The following is a 19,215-nucleotide window of genomic DNA, read 5'->3' on the forward strand; positions in this document are numbered from 1 at the left end:
TATCCGGGCGAACCTGGATACCTAGTCGAAATTTCTTGCGACCCTGACGGGACTCGAACCCGCGACCTCCGCCGTGACAGGGCGGCGCGCTAACCAACTGCGCTACAGGGCCATGCGTGCTTTGCCATCTGCGCACGATGGCATTGCGTACCCCCTACGGGATTCGAACCCGCGCTACCGCCTTGAAAGGGCGGCGTCCTAGGCCGCTAGACGAAGGGGGCCGGTGTTCTCCGTTTGGGAGCTGAATCAGAATATGACACGTACACAGCAATTCCCAAATCAGCAGGCCAGGTGCTGTTTTTTGGCTGACACGACGATTTTCGCCGGCCAAACGTCTGGATCGACAGCAGGCCGATCACGCTCCCGGCTCGACGACGCCGAACCAGCCCCTGCTGTATGTTCGGTCACATGATCTCGGGGGTGGTCGCGATGAGCAGGTGGGTGCTAGCACCCGTCCTGGCAACGCTTTTCCTGGTTGCCGCTCCCGTCTCGCTCGACAGTCAGGCCGGCATGGTTGCGGTCGGCGCCTCGGTCGCAGTCCTGCTGCTCTCCGCCTTCACGCTCGACCGTTCACGCGACCTGCTTCTTCTCGTGGCGGTCGGGAGCACCGGCCCGGCGAGTGACGAACGCTGCCTGCGCGGGTCCTTCCGACGGCAGACGAACCCCGACACTGATGGCCGCCCACGTCCCAGAGCACCCGGAAGCGGTCTACGACCAGCCTGAGTTCCGTGTGACCGGAATCTTCCTCTCACCGGCTGGTCGACACGAGTTTCTTTTGTCCTCGTAGACCCATCGCCGCGTCGATTCATCAGGCCCTGTGTAGACCGCCCAGCGCCTTGTCGTCGACGCGCCCGCCAGTGAGGTGCTTTCATGCTCGACATCATTTGCTATCCCGTATCTGCCATTTTGTGGTTCTGGCACAAGGTTTTCGCCTTCATCCTCCAAAGTTCCGACAGCGGCATCGGCTGGGCGCTGGCAGTGGTGTTCCTGGTGTTCACCCTGCGGCTGATACTCATCCGGCCGTTCATCAAACAGGTTCGTACGCAACGGCAGATGCAAAAGCTGCAACCCAAGATCAAAGAGCTGCAGCGCAAACACAAGGGCGACCGGCAACGCCTGTCGACGGAAACGCAGACGCTGCAACGCGACCACGGCGTCAATCCCCTACTCGGATGCTTGCCGGTCCTGCTCCAGATCCCGGTGTTCTTCGGACTGTTCCACGTTCTGCGGTCGTTCAACCGCACCGGCGGTGGCACCGGGATCCCGTTCCTCGACTCCGACCCGTTGAGCATCGAAGAGAACGCCAACACACCGAACTACATCTTCTCGGCCACCGACGTGCAGTCGTTTCTCGATGCCAAACTGTTCGGCGCACCACTCTCGGCGACGATCACGATGCCTGTCGAGCAACTCGAAGCGTTCGGTGATGTGAGCCGCCTGGCGATCGCACTGGTCGCGATCCCGTTGATGGTCATCGCCGCGGTGGCCACCCACTTCACCGCCCGCGCCAACCTGGCACGCAGTACGGCCACCTCGTCCACACCTCAGATGGCGATGATGAACAACCTCGCACTGTGGGTGTTCCCGGTCGGCGCGATCGTGGGCGGACCGTTTTTGCCAATCGCCATCCTCATCTACTGGGTGGCCAACAACGGTTGGACGCTGGCACAACAGCACTGGGTGCTACGCAGGCTCGATGCCGAAGAGGTCACTGCGCAAACTGTCGCATTGAAGACGCAGCCCACCGGTCCGCCGCCGGGTGCGCGGCCCGCGCCAGGGCGAGGACGACGCGGCAAGCGTTGACGCCACGCGTACTGCACACCGCCTGGGCGCGCAGGCGCTATTCCACCTCCGGAAGACGCTTGCGCGCCCAGTCGTCGAATGGAGTGACGGAGATTCCGAGGGCACGGGCAAACTGCGGCCGGGCAGGCTGGACGGCCACGTTCATCCAGTCGAGTCCGATGCCCATCGGCGGCATCCCTGCGGCAATGGCCTCCCCCAGGGTCATGTCGGGGGCGGTGAAATCGGCATTGAGGTGACGCGACAGTGTTTCGGCGATCTTTGTCATCGACAGGAAGTCGCCGGCCAGCTCCAGTTCGACCTCATGGAACTTCGCAGGCTCGGCGACGATGGCCGCGACCGCGGCACCGATGTCGTCGACTGCCACAAGCGACACCTCGGTCGTCGGTTTGAGAAGGCTCACCAGTCCACCGTCGACGCCGCGGGGCAGCATGTACGCCTGCGAAGGCAGGAAGTTCTCCATGAAGGTGCTGGGATTGATCAGCGTCCAGTGCTCGAAGCCCGCTGTCCGGACGTGTTTCTGGATGGCCGATTTCGTGCCCAGGACTGGCTCCAGGACCGCCCATCGTCCTTCGGCCCAGCCGGGGGTCTCGGTGTAGCCGGCAATTCCGGACACCGCCGTGTAGATGAACTGTGGCACTTCGGCGGATTTCGCGGCCTCGATGAGGTTGATCCCCTGCGCCAGTTCTCCTTCGAATGCACGCCCGGCGATGTCCGGCATCTGGATGGAGAAGACGGCCCGCGCCCCTTGTGCGGCGTGGGTGAGCGATTCGCGGTCGTCGAGGTCGCCGACCGCGAGCTCGGCACCAAGTGCTGCAACAGCTTTCGCACGGTCGGTCCCGGGATTGCGCACCAGTGCCCGCACCGGGGTACCCGCCGCAAGCAGTGCACGCACGGCGGCACCCCCCTGCCGGCCGGTGGCGCCGGCAACTAGTACGGGTGCGGTATCAGTAGTCATGAGTTCCCCTGGGAGGCAATAGAAGAATAAGTGGCGAGGCCCGCCACTTAGCTTCCGCTAGACTAACGGCGGCCCCCGCCACTTAGCAACCCCGGAGATGATCGATGACCGTTCAACGCGCCGACGCGCGGCGCAACTACACGCGGATCCTGGCCGTCGCCGAAGAAGAGGTCGCCGCGCATGGCGCCGACGCATCGATGGAACAGATCGCCCGGACCGCTGGTGTCGGTTCGGCGACCGTGCGCCGCCATTTCCCGAGCAAGCAGGCCTTGTTGGAGGCGGTGTTCGCCGAACGGACCGATGCGTTGTGTACCCGGGCTTCAGCACTGGCCGATGCGCCTGATGCCCGCGCGGCATTACTCGACTGGCTGGGTGCGCTCACCGATTACGCGACGTCGGCGCGTGGGCTGGCCGATCTGCTGGCCGGAGGTGCCATAGACGATCAAGACCACGTCGATGCCTGCGCCGCAAAACTATCGGGTTCAGCAGGCCCACTGCTGCAACGAGCAATACAGGCAGGGGCCGTGGGGCCGGGAATCACTCTCGGAGACCTGATCACGCTCGTCACGGGCCTCGCGCTGGCCACCGAACATCACCAGAACCCCAGTGCCGAAGCACGTCGTCTGCTCACCCTGACCCTCGAGGGCATCAGCCCGCGAGGATTACCCGGGTGAACGTGGTGCCCCCTGACGGGCTCGAACCGTCGACCTGCGGATTAAAAGTCCGTAGCTCTACCAACTGAGCTAAAGGGGCATGCTCTGGAACCACCGGTTTCAGTGCGCTACGGAGTTTACAGACGGACCCGCCGGAGACGAAAACGGGGCATGGACTCGGCGGGTCGAGGCTCCCCAGGGCGGGTTTGTCCTACGCACGCCGGTGCCGCCACACCGGTACCCGATCAGAGAACCTGCACGGAATTTGATTGAATGCAGTTTCCGCCGGTTCGCGGTAATTCACCTACTTGAAATAGTTTTATGGTCTCCTCTTTTGGGCTCACAAATTACAAAACAGATCGGGGCGTTCTTGATGCGTAAGGGTTTGAAGCGGTTGATGACAGTCGGAGCCGCAGGCGCGATGGCGATCACGCTCGCGGCGACGCCGGTGGCACAGGCCGACCCGGCACCGCGACCGAACCCTTTGGCGGCCATCGAGGCAACCCCAGCGGCACTGTCCAACGACCTCGCTGCGCAGCTCGAATCAGCCAACAGGCAGCTCAGCAGGCTCGGCTTCGCCCCCTTCCTGTGGCCGACCGCCGCGGTCAACTGCTCACAAGCACCGGGCACCCCCCTCGGGGTTGTGCCGGCAGTCGCCGGCGCGATGTCGGGACCGCAAACCCCGGGGCTCGGCTATCTAGCCCTTCAGAATGCTGCCGATCCGACAAGTCCTTTTGACTTCAATGCCGTCAAGAGAGGCGAGGTTCTCTACGGATTCTTCCCGGCAGGCATCGTCAACGACAGCGCGAACAAATCCGGCATGAATGTGGGTTGGTTCAACGTCAATACAATGCAGGGTGGATTTGTCCCGATGGGCAGCCTGTCCGACGCGATCCTGACGCCGATCAAGAAACAGGTCGCCAAGCTCCCCGCACCTCAACAGGTCGCGGCCCGTGCCGCGGTGGCTACGGCGGAAACCGTCCTGAACCGATTCCCCCAGGCGGGATCAAGGGCAGCAGTGGTCAAAACCGGCCAGGGCATGGTGCTGTCGCTTGTCGTCGGGTCGGTCACTCATTCGAGCGGCACCTGCTACTTCCTGCCGACCGTCGGACTCCAGGAAGTCGACTGACGATCGGCTGACCGCTCAGACGAGTTCGGCCTCCACCGTCGTGCGGTCCAGCGCCGGATCGGTGCCGAGGACGTAAGTCGGTTCGGTGTGGGGAACCGTTGTACCCCCGGCCACGCGGGCCTTGGCTTCCTCGAACTCCGGCATCGAACCCATTGCCGCGTACAAACCATTGAGGGACGTCCATACCGCGGTCCGCCGCGCGGTGCGCTCGAGGGCGTTCGGCGGCTTGTACATGACGAGTTGAGCCGCCCAGCTCGGCATGGTGTCGCGGATGGCCCAGTCGACTGCACCCTGTATCGGGTCGGTCAGATTGTTCCCGGTGGCCATCGCGTTGCCGTGAGTCAGACCGAGTTTCGGCACATACGACTTCAGCAGGTCCAGCGTCTCGGCTTTGGTGGTCGGCAGATCGTCGCCACCGAGGGCGTGGCCCACCCGGACGAACTCGCCGTAGTACCGGTCGAGTGCCTTACCGCGCAGTGGCCGCGGGTGGTAGATCTCGTGCGCGGTGGCAATCCCCCAGACGACCGTGGCGTAGTTCCAGCGCAACCATTCTGGATCGTCGGCGTCGTAGGGCAGACCGTCGGGCCGGGTTCCCTTGATGGTGTGGTGCATCGACCGGACGGTCCGCGCCAGCCGCTCGGCGGTTTCCGTGGAGCCGTAGGCGGTTCCGATGAAGAACGCCACCGAATGACCCAACCGCACCGAGAGTCCGGCGGGGTCGAGCTGACCGGTGGGCCGGCCCGACTCGTCCTTCCCGACCAGCCGCGAATGATGCATACCCATCCAGAAGATGCTCGGATCGAGGCGCTCGAGATAGGAAGCGCATTGCAACCCGAAAATCAGGGCCGGGGTATGCGAATGGACGTGCCATACCGCGCTGTCGGGTCCGAACCACCCCGGATCGCCTTCCGGACCAGCGAACTCCATACCGCGGAAATAGTGACTGCGTACATCCCGATCAAAACGGTGGTTGATCCACTGACCAGCAATTTGATGAGGCAACGGTGGCAACATCGAGCATCCCCTCCCAGGTGTGGATACGTATGTGACCAGAATAGTGATTGGTGACGACTGTGACCAGAAGTTCGAAATAGTCGTGCGGCCGGACGTATGCTGCGGTCATGTCGACCCCCACCCGCTGGGCCGGTGTTCCGCTGAGCGATCGCCGCACCGAGCGGCGATCGCTGCTCGTCGAGGCCGGATTCACGCTGTTCGGCGCGGGCGGTGAAGCTGCTCTATCGGTCCGGTCCGTCTGCCGCGAATGCGGCCTGAACACCCGCTACTTCTACGAGAGCTTCACAGACACCAACGACCTCCTCGGCGCGGTGTACGACCACGTGGCCGCAGGTCTCGGCGTAACCGTCGAGCATGCGATCGAGAACTCCGCCGACTCGGTCCGCGACCGGACCGCTGCCGGCATCCGGGCGGTGCTCGGTTTCAGCTCCGCCGACCCCCGCCGGGGCCGGGTCCTGTTCACCGACGCCCGGGCCAATCCGGTGCTCATCTCGCGGCGGGCGCTCACCCAGGACATGTTGCGCGACGTCGTTCTCGCCGAAAGCGGGCAATCACACCCCGACTCCAGCCCGGTCGCCGCCCGGGTCGGCGCCTCGATGTACACCGGCGCCATGGCCGAACTCGCCCAGGACTGGCTTGCCGGAAACCTCGGCGACGATCTCGACGCGGTGGTGGCCCACGCCGTCCGGCTGGTGCTGCGCGCCATCCGCGTGTAGGGGTCGGGGTTCGAATCCCCTTAGTACCGCTCCCTTTCGAGTTTCCCGATCGGCCACGCAGCCGCTGCGCATTCGATAGCGTCGACTCCATGTCATCGCCGGAAATCGACGCGTCGCTCGATCAGGACGCCCTGTTCAAACTCCTTGCCATCGAACAGATTCGGCAGTTGAAGGCTCGCTATTTCCGGATGCTCGACACCAAGGACTGGGACGGGTTCGCCGCGGTGTTCACACCCGACGCAGTCCTCGATTCCGGTGCCTGGACGATCACCGGCGCCGACATCATCCGCGACCGGGTCTCCGCATCCCTCGAGGGCATCACCACCGTGCACCACGGTCACACCCCGGAGATCACCATCGACTCCCCGACCACCGCACACGCGATCTGGGCGATGGCCGACGAACTGCACGCAGGCGGCAGCCCGGAAAAGGGGCTCACGGGGTCCGGTCACTACCACGAGGAATACACCCGCACCGGCGACAGCTGGCGGATCAGCCGTTCGAAGCTGACCCGCTTACACATCTCACCGCTGCCCGGAGGCTTTCACGTCGCGATCCCCGGCGACAACTGAAAATCAGAGCTCCACAGCACTGAAGAGAGCACATCCGGAGAAATCCGGGGCACTGGTGGCGCGTCGGCGATGAATTTCTTGGAACCTCAGGGTCATCCCTTATAGATCGACGCTCCATCTTGGTTCAAGATGGAGAACGTCGATGTAAACCGTCCCATCTGCCGCAGCCCCGGAGGCCGCCATGGACCGTTATACCGCATTTATCATTCGCCGCCGCTGGCTGATCATCGGAAGCTGGGTGGTTGTTCTGATCGGCGCGATCTTCGCTGCCTCGATGTGGGCCGGACCGACCACCACATCCTTCACCTCAGACACCCGCACCGAATCCGGCCGGGCCGCTGAGCTTCTGGAGCAAGCAGGCCAAGAGAAACAGGCAAATGCGACACAAATAGTGATTGCCGCACCCGACGTCGACGGCGGAGTACGAAACCCAGAGGTCGAGGCCGCGGTCTCCGCGCTGGTGGACGAGATCACCGCCAGTTCTCCCGAGGTCAGTGTCACCGACCCCTTCGGACCGCAGTCGCAGATCTCGACCGACGACCGAATCGCGGTGGCCCCACTTGACGTGGGCACCGGAACCGACGCCGAGGTGCAGGACCGGATCGACGACATCAAGGCCATCGCCGAAGACAACCAAATAGCCGGTGTGGACGTCGAATTCAGCGATCCACGGTTCGACGACGCGCCCCCGAACGGCACAGCGGAGGCAGTCGGCGTATTCCTTGCGTTGATCATTTTGCTGGTCGCCTTCGGATCTGTTGTGGCAGCAGGACTTCCGATCCTGTCGGCGCTGTTCGGCGTCGGCGTCGGCGCAGCCGTTCTCATCCTTGTGCAGAACTTCATGGATGTCCCGAACTTCGCCATCTCATTGACCTTGATCATCGGTATCGGTGTCGGAATCGATTACGCGTTGCTCATCGTCACCCGCTTCCGATCCGGTATCCACGACGGACTGGATGTCAACGACGCCGTGACCATCGCGATGCTCCGCGCCGGCCGTTCGGTGCTGTTCGCAGGCGGCACCGTGATCATCGCCATGTGCGGCATCCTCATCTCCGGCGGTGACATCGGCCCGGCCCTGACCTTCGCGGCCATTGCCGGCGTGCTGGGCACCCTCATCGCCTCGGTGTCGCTGCTACCTGCGCTGCTCGCTGTCATCGGCACGCGCATCAATCGGCTCTCGTTGCACTGGCTACGTAAACGGAGGGGCAAAGACCCCGACAAAGCACTTGAAGGCGTGTGGGCGAAGAGGTGGAGTGCCCGCATTCAGGCGATGCCGTGGGTTGGCGTCTCGGTCGCGTTGCTCATTCTCATCGTCCTGTCGATCCCGGCGTTCCAGCTCCGGCTCGGATTCTCCGATGCCGGTAACCGAAACACCAGCGCCACCACCCGCGTTGCCTACGACTACGTCACCGAAGGCTTCGGTGTAGGTGCCAACGGGCCGCTGATCGTGGTCGCCGACTACCCGGCAGGCACGAATCCGCAATCAGAACTGGAGGCCTTGCGCACCGCCATCGCCGCCGATCCGGATGTTGCGGAAAATGGTGTGGACCAGGCATTTCCGGTGGGCCAAACCGACGGACGAGAGATCTCGATCATTTCGGTGAACCCGTCCAGTGGCCCACAGGACGAGGCCACCACAGAGCTGGTGGACCGCCTGCGTGACGAGACCATCCCCAACACCCTCGGTTCCGATTCGGACGTCAATGTTCAGATCACCGGACAGAGCGCCGGATCCATCGACTACGCCGAGGTCACCCTTGACCTGCTTCCCTGGACCATCGCGGCGGTGCTGGCAGCAGCATTCATCCTGCTCGTCCTGGCATTCCGCTCGATTGTTGTCCCGATCAAAGCCGTGATCGTCAACGTCCTCTCGCTCGGTGCGGCGTACGGGGTGATCGTTGCCATCTTCCAATGGGGTTGGGGTGCGGAAATCTTCGGTGTCGGTCGGCCCGGACCGATCGACAGCTGGGTTCCGATGATGCTGTTTGTCACCGCAATCGGGTTGTCGATGGACTACGAGGTCTTCCTGGTCTCACGAATCAAGGAGCGCTACGAACACACCGGTAATCCCACCACGTCGGTCGCAGAAGGTCTCGCGAGCACAGCCCGCGTGATCACCTGCGCTGCGCTGATCATGATCTGCGTGTTCATGTCACTGGCATTCCTGCCCGACCGAAGCCTGAAGATCCTGGGTGTCGGCCTCGCAGTGGCCGTCCTCATCGACGCCAGTATTGTCCGACTGTTGTTGGTGCCCTCGACCATGGAGATCCTGGGCAAGGCCAATTGGTGGTTCCCGACGTGGCTCGAATGGATTCCACGACTCGACGGGATGCACCGGGACGAGGACGAGCCAACGCCCGACCAGACGCCGAAGGTCAGCGATAAACTCACCCAGTGAGATCAGTCGAACCACTGAGTGCGCCGGTCGGTGCCGCGGAGGCATTGCGCCGCATCGCATTCCTGCTCGAACGAGCCCGCGAGGGGACCTACCGCGTCGAGGCATTCCGCAAGGCGCTGAAGGTCGTCCAGAAATTGAAGCCGGACGAATTGCGCACACTGGTGACCAGTGGCGGATTGACCGATCTTCCCGGCATCGGGAAATCCACTGCGACGGTGATCACCCAGGCGGTGGGCGGTGAACTACCGGACTATCTGAAGACCTTGCAGGAGAAGGCCGCTGCACCCCTGGCATCCGGTGGCAACGATCTCTACGCCTCGGCTCGTGGCGATCTGCATTGCCATTCCGACTGGAGCGACGGCGGATCGCCCATCGACGAGGTCGTCTTGGCCGCGATCGAACTCGATCACAGCTGGCTGGCCCTGACCGACCACTCCCCTCGCCTGACGGTGGCCAACGGACTGTCGGCCGAGCGACTGGTCGAACAGATCCGAGTGGTCGACAAGATGAACAGCGCACTGGGCGATCGATTTCGGCTGCTGCGCGGCATCGAGGTCGACATCCTCGACGACGGTTCGCTGGATCAGACCGACACGATGCTCGATCAGCTCGACATCGTCACGGCGTCAGTGCATTCCAAGTTGGCCATGGATTCAGGGCCGATGACACGGCGGATGGTGGCCGCTGCCCGCAACCCGTACGTGAACGTCCTGGGACATTGCACCGGCCGATTGGTGACCGGCGGCCGCGGCAAACGCGCGCAGTCAAAGTTCGACGCCCACAAAGTATTCGAGGCCTGTGCCGAGTCGGGAACCGCAGTCGAGATCAACTCACGACCCGAGCGTGTCGACCCGCCCGACGAGCTCATCCGGATCGCCATGGACCTCGGTTGCCTGTTTGCCATCGATTCCGATGCCCACGCTCCCGGTCAACTCGACTTCAAAACGCTCGGCTGCCAGCGCGCGGAGAGCCTCGGTATCGAAGCCGACCGCATTGTCACCACCTGGCCTTTGCCGCGACTTCTCGAATGGGCGGGCGGTTCTCGGCGGTGATCCCCGCAGCCCTGAACCATTCGGGGCAAAGTCGGCGACTCCACTTCGCCGACGTGAGAACTTTGTTTGTCGTTTAGCGAAAAATGACGTCGATTTTGATCTTCTGTGTCAGAATCAGAACCCTGCGGGAGCGGAAGTTCGATGCCGACACAGACGGAGTGGGGGTTGCGCTTGATTGATTCGGCCACCCTCGCCCCCGACCCACAGACGACAGTCCTGGTTGCGAAACAGCCAGATTGACGCCACCGAGCGTGCTTCGTCCACCACCGGGTGAGCCTTCAGGGGAGCATTCGAGTCCGACGGAGCACGCTCAACGGCATTGTGCCGCCGACTATTTTTCGACGGCGATTTCTGCACCGAGCTCGTATCCCGGGGCCATCGGCAACGTATCGCCGCTCCAGAACCGGCCGGGGTCAAACCAATTCGAGCGTTTATCGGTCTCGAGTAGTCCCATCGCCTCGTAGGTCATCGCCACGACCTCGGCACAATAGGCGGTCTCCAGGCGGGTCTTGTCTTCGGCTTCTCTGCGTTTGCTGATCCGGTTACGCACCTTCTTGTCCAGCACCGGTACACCCCTGGTGAGGTCGGCGGCCGTGGGTACGCGCCCCTTGAACCACCGGCCGGCGAGCTTGGCGGTCGTCGGAAACGCGGTGCCGTCCATGCGGGCAATCACCTTGAGCAGCAGGTCCTCCTGCTGCCGACCCGCATACGGCGTGATCTGGCGAATCCAGCAGCGCTGGCCATATTTGTCCATCCACTGCAGCGCCGCCTCACGCGCGTCATTGAGCTGAACGCCGCGATGATTCGTCCCCGTCCACATATCGGTCAGCTTGTTGCCGAGTTCGGCATGCCACATCAACGGCGGCAGGTCGTCGAGCACAACGGCCATCGCCACGTGGTTGACCGGACTGTTGGTCAGCGCCTGGATCGCCCGATCGGGCCCGGACTTGCCACGAAAGAGCCATACGTCCCCGGTACGGGTGGACTCGAGCGCCTTGTCGAGGGAGATCGCCTCGGTCCTGTTCGGATGCACACCCGAAAGACTAAACGCCGCAGGCATCACCGGCGCGACGCCGCGGTTATCGGCGGCGCGACGATTGTTCGACGGCTATTGTTCGACGGGTGCACAGTGCGTGGAAATGGATCGGACTCGCGGGCGTTGTCGGGGTGGCCGCAGGTGGGGTGTTGGTCGGCCGAGATGTCCGCCAGCGGAACTCATATACGCCCGACGACATCCGGGCTCGGCTCCACAAACGATACGAAGAGGCCGCCGCGTCCGACGAGTCCCCGTGACGTCCGTCTGGAGGGTTCGACTCAGGCGAACCGCGCAGCCAATGCCCGGAGCGTCGCGCTGATCCCGTCGCCGTTCTTCTTGTCGAACCCCATGACCTCGAGCATCTTCGGCGATTTAGCGGTCGAGTAGTCGAAGGTCTCGGTGACCTTGGTGGTGGTCGGCGATGTCTGCTGCAGTTCCCAGCGCCAGCGGTGACCGAGCGGATGCTGCCATTCGACCAGCTTGTCGTCCTCGAACGCGGTCACTTTCGAGGTGATCTTGTACGGGAATCCGTACTGCTTCATCCCGACGCTGAATCTGGCGCCCTCGCTGAGCCTGTCCGGCCCTTTGACGGGAATGTCGCGCACCGTGCCCGACCCGTCGATTTCGGGATGCCGGTGCGGATTGGCGACAAGCGCAAAAACCTCGGCCGCAGGCGCATTCACCACAACCTGGCGTGCGATCTTGCGGGGACCCACATCAATTGTCGACACAGCAGCATCAGCCATGGCGCCAACCTACTCCGATCCGGCCTCACGCCAGTGACATCGCGGGCTTTTCCCACCTCGCCCTCCCACTGCCCGTCGCCGATGCGGCACAGTAGGGAACATGGACGGCGAAACAGCGAAGGCCCCAGGTTCAAGATTCTGGGAGACCGGCGATCCCGAAGCGATCCGCGCCAACATCGTCGCCACGTTGGACAACTTCGACCACAACTCCGCCGAACTCGACGGTGCCCGGGCAGCAGCCGTGGTGCTCGCGGTGACCAGTCGCGACGGCGAATACGGCATCTGGCTCACCAAACGTCCGTCGAAGATGCGAGAACATCCGGGCCAGTTCGCGCTGCCCGGTGGTCGCATCGACCCGGGTGAGGATTACGCCACCGCCGCGCTACGTGAACTACATGAGGAACTCGGCGTCGAAGTCGATCGCGCGGATGTCCTCGGTCGGCTCGACGACTACGTGACCAGGTCGGGATACATCATCACCCCCATCGTCTGCTGGGCCGGACCCGACCGCCAGACCACGCCGAATCCCGGCGAAGTCGACCATCTTTTCTTCATCCCGATGAACGACCTGCAGGTCGAACCACGGTTCGTCACCATCCCGGAATCAGACCGCCCGGTGGTCCAGATACCGCTGCTCGGATCACTGATCCATGCGCCGACCGGAGCGGTGATGTACCAGTTCGCCGAGGTTGTTCTCGGCGGCCGCGACACCCGCGTCGACCAGTTGGAGCAGCCGGTGTTCGCATGGCGCTGAGATGCGAGAGACAAAGGTCTCACCAGCTCCGATCAGGTTTCACACGTCCCGACCCCGGGTAGGAGTACCAAGTGACTACATCTGTGGGTTCCATCGCGCGGACCTTGCCCCGAGCCTGCGGTCCGTTGTCGTCGACGGTCATCGCTGCACTGACCTGTCCGGCCTCGTCGTCGGCGGGCAGCAACTTGTCGGTCGACACCGGCGACAGCGACCCCTACGGCCTGGACCTGCAGCTGGCCCTGTACGTCTGTTACGAGCTGCATTACCGCGGGTTCACAGACGTCGATGATGACTGGGAATGGAATCCCGACCTGCTGCGACTCCGGGCCGAACTCGAGCGCCGTTTCTCCACCGCGCTCATGGCCGACATCGACCTGACCGGCAGTGCCGGTGATGCAGTCGGCGCACTGCTGACCGAACCGGCACACGGCAGCGGTCCGTCGTGGTTCCTCAAGGAACAGGGCACCTGGGATCAGATGCGGGAGTACTTCATCCATCGCTCGATCTATCACCTGAAGGAAGCCGACCCCCACGCGTTTGCGATCCCGCGCCTGACCGGGCAGGCCAAAGCGTCGTTTGTCGCCATCGAGTTCGACGAATACGGCGGCGGTCACGGACAACACGTGCACCAGAAGCTGTTCGCCGATCTGCTCGAAGCCGCCGACCTGAACTCGGACTACCTCGCCTATCTCGAACAGGTTCCGGGTGAATCCCTGGCCCTGGTGAACGTGATGTCGATGTTCGGGCTGCACCGCAACCGGCGGGGCGCAACGGTCGGGCACTTCGCGGCCACCGAAATCACTTCGCCACCAGGGTCACAGCGACTGGTCCACGCGCTCGAACGCCTCGATGCCCCCGAGGCCTGCGTGCACTTCTATCGCGAACACGTCGAGGCCGACGCCATGCACGAACAAGTTGTCCGGCACGACGTGATCGGCGATCTCCTGGCCCGCGAGCCCGATATCGAATCCGACGTCGTGTTCGGCATCAAGGCGTTCCTGTACCTGGAGGACAAACTCGCCGATCACCTGATGGCCTGCTGGGTCGACGGCCGGACCTCGCTCCTCAACCCGGCGGGTTGAGGAGCGAAGGCTCAATCCGCTTTACTCGCTGAGCTTTTCCGTCGGTGACTGGTGTCGCACAGCGGAAAGTTCTTGCTGCGCTTGCATGCACAGATGGCCACCATGAACCGGTCCGACTCGACCACCCGGCCATCGGGCATCTCGATGCTCACCGGACCCTCCACCATGAGTGGGCCTCCCGCCACCACCCGGACCACGCGCCGGTCGGCCGGTGAGGTCATGCGTCCGAGTCCGGCTTGTCCGCGCGGATGACACACAGTTCTTCAAAACGACGGCCCGGCTCCAGCATTCCCACCGTTTCCAGCCACCGCGCATTCGTGTTCATCACCGGTCCGAACGGGATCTGCAGACGTTCCACCACACGCGCATGCAATCCGCCTGCACGCAACATCGTCACGGAACGTTCGACATCGGCGAACTCGGATTGCACCAACAGCATGGTGCCGTTGTCGGCCAACAAATCCGGGGCGACGATGCACAGCGGGTCGAGCAACGAACGACCGTCGCGGCCACCATGCCAGGCGCGGGTCAGCCCCACTTTCCCGGGCAGCGCAGTGCTGTCCGGTACATAGGGCGGGTTGGACAAGACCACGTCGTACGGTCCGTGCGCGAGTGCTTCCGGTAGCGACCCCTGCCGCGCGTCGACCTGCACACCGAGCGCGGTTGCGTTGTCGAGGGCACAGGTGACCGCAGGCGCGGAGATGTCGAAGGCCGAAACCTCGGCGGCGCCGAGGACCGCAGCCCCGATGGCCAGCACGCCACTGCCGGAGCACAGATCCAGCACCCGCCGCCCCGCAACGAGGTTCCGCTCGGCCAGCGCTGTCAGCAGCAGTCGCGAGTCGTCTTGAGGTGCATATACTCCCGCCGGTACACGGATCGAGTCGTAAACCGCGGCCGCGTCGATCACAGGATCGCTGGTGTTGTCGGTACGAACTGTCGGCAGTGGCTGCGCTGCGACCATTATTCGGGCTCCTCGTCGATCTGCGGTTGGTCGACCACCACCAGGGCTCGCGCGGTGGGTCTTACACGTGGAGATTCCCTGTCATCTCACGTTGTAAACACCTTCACATCCACCCCGCGCCTCGACGCTCCAGTCGGCACGGAAATCGCCTGGCCCAGCGGTTTGTGTCATACAACGCATCCTTTGTACGATCTCGAACGAATCGGTTCGGCCACTGTCGGTCAACCGGGATGGGCACGAGGGATGGCAATCGAGAGCAGCGACACCGAACAGAAAGAACCGGTGTCGGCGATCGACCGGTATTTCAAGATCAGCCAACGCAATTCGACCCTCTCCCGCGAGATCCGTGGCGGCCTGGTGACCTTCTTCACGATGGCATACATCGTGGTGCTCAACCCGATCATCATCGGCGGCGTGCCGGGCAATTCACGAAATGCCGACGTATTGGGCAACGTACTTCCGCTGGCACAGGTGGCCGCCGTCACAGCACTGGTGGCCGGCATCATGTCGATCGTCTTCGGACTCGTCGCCAACTATCCGTTCGCGATTGCCGCCGGCCTCGGCATCAACAGCCTGCTCGCGGTGTCCATCGCCCCGCAAGTCACCTGGCCCGAGGCCATGGGCCTGGTGGTGGTCGACGGCATCATCATCGTCCTGCTGGCGGTGACCGGTTTCCGCAGTGCGGTCTTCCGGGCGATCCCCGGTGAGCTCAAGGCCGCGATCGCGGCCGGCATCGGTGCATTCATCGCCTTCATCGGCTTCGTCGACGCCGGATTCGTCCAGCGCATCCCCGATGCTGCCGGCACCACCGTGCCGGTGAGCCTGGGCATCAACAACTCGGTCGCCACCTGGCCCGCACTTCTGTTCGTGTTCGGGATCCTGTTCATGGGGGTCCTGGTGGTTCGCAAGGTCCGCGGCGGCCTGCTCATCGGAATCGTGGTCACCACCATCCTGGCGATGTTCATCGAGCAGATCGCCGATCTCGACTCGACGATGACCGACCCCAAGGGGTGGAGCCTCAACATCCCGGAGATCCCCAGTTCCATCGGCGATGTGCCGAATCTGAGCCTGGTCGGTGATGTCGACATTTTCGGCGCCTTCACCCGCATCGGCGTGCTGTCCGCCTCGGTCCTGGTGTTCGCGCTGGTCCTGTCGAACTTCTTCGACGCCATGGGGACGATGACCGGCCTCGGCAAGGAAGCCCACCTGGCCGACAAGGACGGAAACCTGCCCAACATCGGCAAAGCGCTGGTTGTCGAGGGCACCGGCGCCATCGCCGGCGGTGTCGGATCGGCATCGTCCAACACGGTGTTCGTCGAATCCGCCTCCGGTATTGCCGAGGGTGCCCGCACCGGACTCGCCAACGTGGTCACCGGCGTGCTGTTCCTGGTCGCCATGTTCTTCACGCCGCTGTATTCGATGGTTCCGCTCGAAGCCGCCGCCCCGGCGCTCGTGGTGGTCGGTGCGATGATGATCTCGCAGGTGCGCGACATCGACCTGACCCGCTTCGAGTACGCGTTGCCGTGCTTCCTGACGATCGTGGTCATGCCGTTCACCTACTCGATCGCCAACGGCATCGGCGTCGGGTTCATCTCCTGGGTGGTGCTCGCAACCGCCCGCGGCAAAGCGCGCGACATCCACCCGCTGCTCTGGTTCGTGGCCGGGATCTTCGTCCTCTACTTCGCGAAAGAACCGATCGAGAACCTGATCGGCTGAGTTGCCGCTCTCGGCGTGATCGGGTTTGCCGCAGGTAACAGTTTTATTTAGTTGGCTCTGTGCAACTAATGTGGTGTGGTGCATGAGAGACGAGAGATGACCCGGGTGCGTTCTCGAACGCTCCCGGCGATGTTCTCGTCACTCGGGGTACGAAACTATCGGCTCTGGGCCGGTGGCCAGGTCGTCTCGCTTACGGGTACCTGGATGCAGCGCATCGCACAGGACTGGCTGGTACTCGAACTCTCCGGCGGCAGCGGAGTCGCGGTCGGCATCGTGATGGCCCTGCAGTTCGGCCCCACCGCGGTACTGTCACTTCCCGCCGGTGCCCTCGCCGACAGGTTCGACAAGCGCAAGCTTCTCATCGGCACTCAGGTCGCGATGGCCGTGTGCGCCCTGATCCTCGGTCTGATCGATGTCAGCGGGGCCGCAACCCTGCCGATCGTCTACGTGCTGTCGTTCGCGTTGGGGTGTATCTCCGCGGTGGACGCGCCGGTCCGGCAATCGTTCACCATCGAGATGGTCGGCCCCGAACAGTTGCCCAACGCCGTCGCACTGAACTCGTTGACGTTCAACACCGCTCGCATCACCGGCCCCGCGCTGGCCGGTTTGCTGATCATGCTCATCGACACCGGACCGGTGTTCCTGATCAACGCCGCCAGTTCGGCGGCGGTTCTGGCCGCACTCATGGCGATGCGCAGCAACGAACTGGTGCGCAGCGCGCGTTCGGTCACCGATCGCTCCATCCGCAGCGGTGTGCGTTACGTCCGCAGACATCGCCACCTCGTGGTGATCCTGGCGACCATCTTCATGGTCTCCACGTTCGGGCTGAACTTCCCACTGTCGCTGTCACTGCTCACCGCCAACACCTTCGAAGGCACCGCCGGTGGCTACGGACTGCTGGCCACCATGCTGGCGGTCGGCACCCTGGCCGGCGCCCTTGTCGCGGCGCGGCGCACCAAACCCGCACGCCTGCGCCAATTCTTTGCCGGCGCGATCGCGTTCGGGATCCTCGAGGTGGTCGTCGGGCTGATGCCCACATTCACGCTGGTGGCCTTGATGTTGATACCGGTCGGCGTCGCGAACATCGTCTTCAGCACCGCGGCGATGAACATCATGCAACTGTCGGTCGACTCGGACATGCGTGGTCGCGTGATGGGCATCTACATGCTCTGCTTCCTCGGCGGAACACCCATCGGAAGTCCGTTGCTCGGCTGGTTGGCAGAGATCACAGACCCGCGCATGCCGCTGATCGTAGGTGGCATCATCAGCGCGATCTCGGCCACCGTGTGTGCCATGGTCCTTCTGAAGGTCACCCATCAGCGCCCCTCATTCGAGCGCGGAAAACTGAGTCTGTCCACAACCGAGACCGTCGGCTGAACCACTGCCCGACGGACGGTCGGGCATTCAACCCCCACCGCCGCGGATCAGTGCCATCCTGGGTGCGTGATCGATGTCGAACGACCCAAGCTCGAGGGCAACGTCGCTGTCGGCGAAGGTCGGCGCATCGGTATCGCCGAGTTCGGTGCCGCCACCGGCCGGGCCGTCTTCTGGTTGCACGGCACACCCGGTGCCCGGCGACAGATCCCGATCGAAGCCCGGCGATACGCCGAACGCGAGAACATCCGGATCATCGGGCTAGACCGTCCCGGCGTCGGATCGTCCACACCGCACCGTTACGAATCGGTCCACGCGTTCGCCGACGACGTCGCGACGATCGCCGACATCCTGGGCATCGGACGCTTTGCCGTGATCGGACTGTCCGGCGGCGGCCCCTACGCGCTGGCCGTCGCGGACGCGATCCCCGAGCGGGTGGTGGTCACCGGCATCCTCGGCGGGGTCGCGCCGACCCAGGGCCCGGAGGCAATCGACGGCGGTGCGATGGAGTTCGGCAAGCTGCTCGCGCCGCTGCTCCCGACGCTCGGGATGCCGATCGGCCGGGTGCTGAGTTCATTTTTCCGCGTGGCCCGCCCGGTGGCCGAACCCGCCATCGGACTCTACGGTCGCTTCTCCCCCGCCGCCGACCGTGAACTGCTGCAGCGTCCCGAGTTCAAGGCCATGTTCCTCGACGACCTACTCAATGGCGGCCGCAAACAAATGGAAGCACCGTTCGCCGATGTTGTTGTGTTCTGCCGTGATTGGGGCTTCTCGGTCAGCGATATCACCGGACCGGTGCGGTGGTGGCACGGCGATCACGACCACATCATCCCGCACGCACATGGCGAGCACATGGTGGGATTGCTGCCCGACGCGAAACTCGTCACCATGACCGGGGAAAGCCACCTCGGCGGACTCGGTATGGCCGTCGACATCCTCGCCGAGCTGATGAGTGTGTGGGATCAGCAGACCGGGATCCTCATCCCCTGACCCCGCTCGCCGCACATATGCGCGAAGTACGCTGTTCTCGGGTCTCGATCAGATACCTCGACCGATCAGAGAGGCAACACGATGTCCGACTGGGTGCGCAAGATCAAAGAAGAAGCCAAGGAGTTCGTCGCGTCCGCCGAGCAAGAACTGACCGTCCTCGAAGGTGTCGACGGAGTCGATCCTCTTGACCCCGACCACGACGATGAGGACGAGCAGAACCCGAAAGAGCCTGCCTGACACCTATTGAGCGACACGTCGGAC

General features: G+C 63.6%; 21 protein-coding genes and 3 tRNA genes. 15 read left to right on the forward strand and 9 right to left on the reverse strand.

Features of this window, described 5'->3' with window-relative positions; genetic code table 11:
• Window positions 1-38 precede the first annotated feature (38 nt).
• Window positions 39-112, reverse strand: a tRNA-Asp gene (locus AC56PL_RS25450).
• Window positions 113-148: 36 nt separating this feature from the next.
• Window positions 149-221, reverse strand: a tRNA-Glu gene (locus AC56PL_RS25455).
• A 187-nt stretch (window positions 222-408) separates the two neighbouring features.
• Between AC56PL_RS25455 and AC56PL_RS25460 the strand changes: the two genes are divergently transcribed.
• Window positions 409-723 (forward strand): DUF6412 domain-containing protein, encoded by a 315-nt coding sequence (locus AC56PL_RS25460; protein WP_497155548.1) that lies wholly within the window; start codon window positions 409-411, stop codon window positions 721-723.
• Between the two features lie 147 nt (window positions 724-870).
• Window positions 871-1,803 carry a membrane protein insertase YidC gene (yidC, locus tag AC56PL_RS25465; protein ID WP_497155549.1) on the forward strand — a complete coding sequence of 311 codons (933 nt, stop codon included), beginning with the start codon at window positions 871-873 and terminating at the stop codon, window positions 1,801-1,803.
• A gap of 37 nt (window positions 1,804-1,840) precedes the next feature.
• Here yidC and AC56PL_RS25470 read toward each other — a convergent pair whose 3' ends face one another.
• Window positions 1,841-2,758 carry an NmrA family NAD(P)-binding protein gene (locus AC56PL_RS25470; protein WP_497155550.1) on the reverse strand — a complete coding sequence of 306 codons (918 nt, stop codon included), beginning with the start codon at window positions 2,756-2,758 and terminating at the stop codon, window positions 1,841-1,843.
• A 104-nt stretch (window positions 2,759-2,862) separates the two neighbouring features.
• Between AC56PL_RS25470 and AC56PL_RS25475 the strand changes: the two genes are divergently transcribed.
• Entirely contained in the window at window positions 2,863-3,432 is a 570-nt protein-coding gene (locus AC56PL_RS25475; protein WP_497155551.1) for a TetR/AcrR family transcriptional regulator, read from the forward strand.
• A gap of 3 nt (window positions 3,433-3,435) precedes the next feature.
• Here the strand turns inward: AC56PL_RS25475 and AC56PL_RS25480 are convergent.
• Window positions 3,436-3,511, reverse strand: a tRNA-Lys gene (locus tag AC56PL_RS25480).
• 273 nt (window positions 3,512-3,784) lie between these two features.
• Between AC56PL_RS25480 and AC56PL_RS25485 the strand changes: the two genes are divergently transcribed.
• Window positions 3,785-4,540, forward strand: a complete 756-nt coding sequence (locus AC56PL_RS25485; protein WP_497155552.1) for a hypothetical protein — start codon at window positions 3,785-3,787, stop codon at window positions 4,538-4,540.
• A gap of 15 nt (window positions 4,541-4,555) precedes the next feature.
• Here the strand turns inward: AC56PL_RS25485 and AC56PL_RS25490 are convergent, their stop codons facing one another.
• Entirely contained in the window at window positions 4,556-5,554 is a 999-nt protein-coding gene (locus AC56PL_RS25490; RefSeq protein WP_497155553.1) for an oxygenase MpaB family protein, read from the reverse strand.
• Window positions 5,555-5,661: 107 nt separating this feature from the next.
• Between AC56PL_RS25490 and AC56PL_RS25495 the strand changes: the two genes are divergently transcribed.
• From AC56PL_RS25495 to AC56PL_RS25510, 4 genes are all read left to right on the forward strand, one after another.
• Window positions 5,662-6,270 (forward strand): TetR/AcrR family transcriptional regulator, encoded by a 609-nt coding sequence (locus tag AC56PL_RS25495; protein ID WP_497155554.1) that lies wholly within the window; start codon window positions 5,662-5,664, stop codon window positions 6,268-6,270.
• Between the two features lie 89 nt (window positions 6,271-6,359).
• The gene (locus AC56PL_RS25500) at window positions 6,360-6,842 is read left to right on the forward strand and encodes a nuclear transport factor 2 family protein (RefSeq protein WP_495517311.1); all 483 of its coding nucleotides are present in this window, start codon (window positions 6,360-6,362) and stop codon (window positions 6,840-6,842) included.
• 181 nt (window positions 6,843-7,023) lie between these two features.
• Window positions 7,024-9,243 carry an MMPL family transporter gene (locus tag AC56PL_RS25505; protein WP_497155555.1) on the forward strand — a complete coding sequence of 740 codons (2,220 nt, stop codon included), beginning with the start codon at window positions 7,024-7,026 and terminating at the stop codon, window positions 9,241-9,243.
• The gene (locus AC56PL_RS25510) at window positions 9,240-10,295 is read left to right on the forward strand and encodes a PHP domain-containing protein (RefSeq protein WP_495517309.1); all 1,056 of its coding nucleotides are present in this window, start codon (window positions 9,240-9,242) and stop codon (window positions 10,293-10,295) included. The genes AC56PL_RS25505 and AC56PL_RS25510 overlap by 4 nt, the downstream gene beginning before the upstream one ends.
• A gap of 331 nt (window positions 10,296-10,626) precedes the next feature.
• Here the strand turns inward: AC56PL_RS25510 and AC56PL_RS25515 are convergent, their stop codons facing one another.
• Entirely contained in the window at window positions 10,627-11,355 is a 729-nt protein-coding gene (locus AC56PL_RS25515) for a guanylate cyclase (RefSeq protein ID WP_497155556.1), read from the reverse strand.
• A 62-nt stretch (window positions 11,356-11,417) separates the two neighbouring features.
• On the opposite strand from AC56PL_RS25515, the gene AC56PL_RS25520 reads away from it, so the two are divergent.
• Window positions 11,418-11,588 carry a hypothetical protein gene (locus AC56PL_RS25520; RefSeq protein WP_495517307.1) on the forward strand — a complete coding sequence of 57 codons (171 nt, stop codon included), beginning with the start codon at window positions 11,418-11,420 and terminating at the stop codon, window positions 11,586-11,588.
• Between the two features lie 21 nt (window positions 11,589-11,609).
• On the opposite strand, the gene AC56PL_RS25525 is transcribed toward AC56PL_RS25520, so the two are convergent.
• Window positions 11,610-12,077 carry an SRPBCC family protein gene (locus tag AC56PL_RS25525; RefSeq protein WP_497155557.1) on the reverse strand — a complete coding sequence of 156 codons (468 nt, stop codon included), beginning with the start codon at window positions 12,075-12,077 and terminating at the stop codon, window positions 11,610-11,612.
• A gap of 100 nt (window positions 12,078-12,177) precedes the next feature.
• Between AC56PL_RS25525 and AC56PL_RS25530 the strand changes: the two genes are divergently transcribed.
• Window positions 12,178-12,831, forward strand: coding sequence for an NUDIX domain-containing protein (locus tag AC56PL_RS25530; protein WP_495517305.1), 654 nt, complete (start codon window positions 12,178-12,180; stop codon window positions 12,829-12,831).
• 71 nt (window positions 12,832-12,902) lie between these two features.
• Window positions 12,903-13,913, forward strand: a complete 1,011-nt coding sequence (locus AC56PL_RS25535; protein WP_497155558.1) for an iron-containing redox enzyme family protein — start codon at window positions 12,903-12,905, stop codon at window positions 13,911-13,913.
• Window positions 13,914-13,924: 11 nt separating this feature from the next.
• Here the strand turns inward: AC56PL_RS25535 and AC56PL_RS25540 are convergent, their stop codons facing one another.
• Together AC56PL_RS25540 and AC56PL_RS25545 are read right to left on the reverse strand one after the other, a co-directional pair.
• On the reverse strand, window positions 13,925-14,134 hold the full coding sequence (locus AC56PL_RS25540) for a CDGSH iron-sulfur domain-containing protein (protein ID WP_497155559.1): 210 nt from the start codon (window positions 14,132-14,134) through the stop codon (window positions 13,925-13,927).
• The gene (locus AC56PL_RS25545) at window positions 14,131-14,874 is read right to left on the reverse strand and encodes a HemK2/MTQ2 family protein methyltransferase (RefSeq protein ID WP_497155560.1); all 744 of its coding nucleotides are present in this window, start codon (window positions 14,872-14,874) and stop codon (window positions 14,131-14,133) included. Before AC56PL_RS25545 ends, AC56PL_RS25540 begins: the two co-directional genes overlap by 4 nt.
• A 243-nt stretch (window positions 14,875-15,117) precedes the next feature.
• Between AC56PL_RS25545 and AC56PL_RS25550 the strand changes: the two genes are divergently transcribed.
• The 4 genes from AC56PL_RS25550 (at window position 15,118) to AC56PL_RS25565 (ending at window position 19,191) form a co-directional block, all read left to right on the forward strand.
• Window positions 15,118-16,590, forward strand: a complete 1,473-nt coding sequence (locus AC56PL_RS25550) for an NCS2 family permease (protein WP_497155561.1) — start codon at window positions 15,118-15,120, stop codon at window positions 16,588-16,590.
• 129 nt (window positions 16,591-16,719) lie between these two features.
• Window positions 16,720-17,967, forward strand: coding sequence for an MFS transporter (locus AC56PL_RS25555; protein ID WP_497155649.1), 1,248 nt, complete (start codon window positions 16,720-16,722; stop codon window positions 17,965-17,967).
• Window positions 17,968-18,033: 66 nt separating this feature from the next.
• Complete coding sequence (locus tag AC56PL_RS25560; protein ID WP_497155562.1) at window positions 18,034-18,954, forward strand: alpha/beta fold hydrolase; 921 nt, start codon at window positions 18,034-18,036, stop codon at window positions 18,952-18,954.
• An 81-nt stretch (window positions 18,955-19,035) separates the two neighbouring features.
• Window positions 19,036-19,191: a hypothetical protein gene (locus AC56PL_RS25565; protein WP_495517299.1), complete on the forward strand. Its 156-nt coding sequence runs from the start codon at window positions 19,036-19,038 to the stop codon at window positions 19,189-19,191.
• The last annotated feature ends 24 nt before the right edge of the window (window positions 19,192-19,215 follow it).

The organism is Williamsia sp. Y721 (assembly GCF_059683565.1).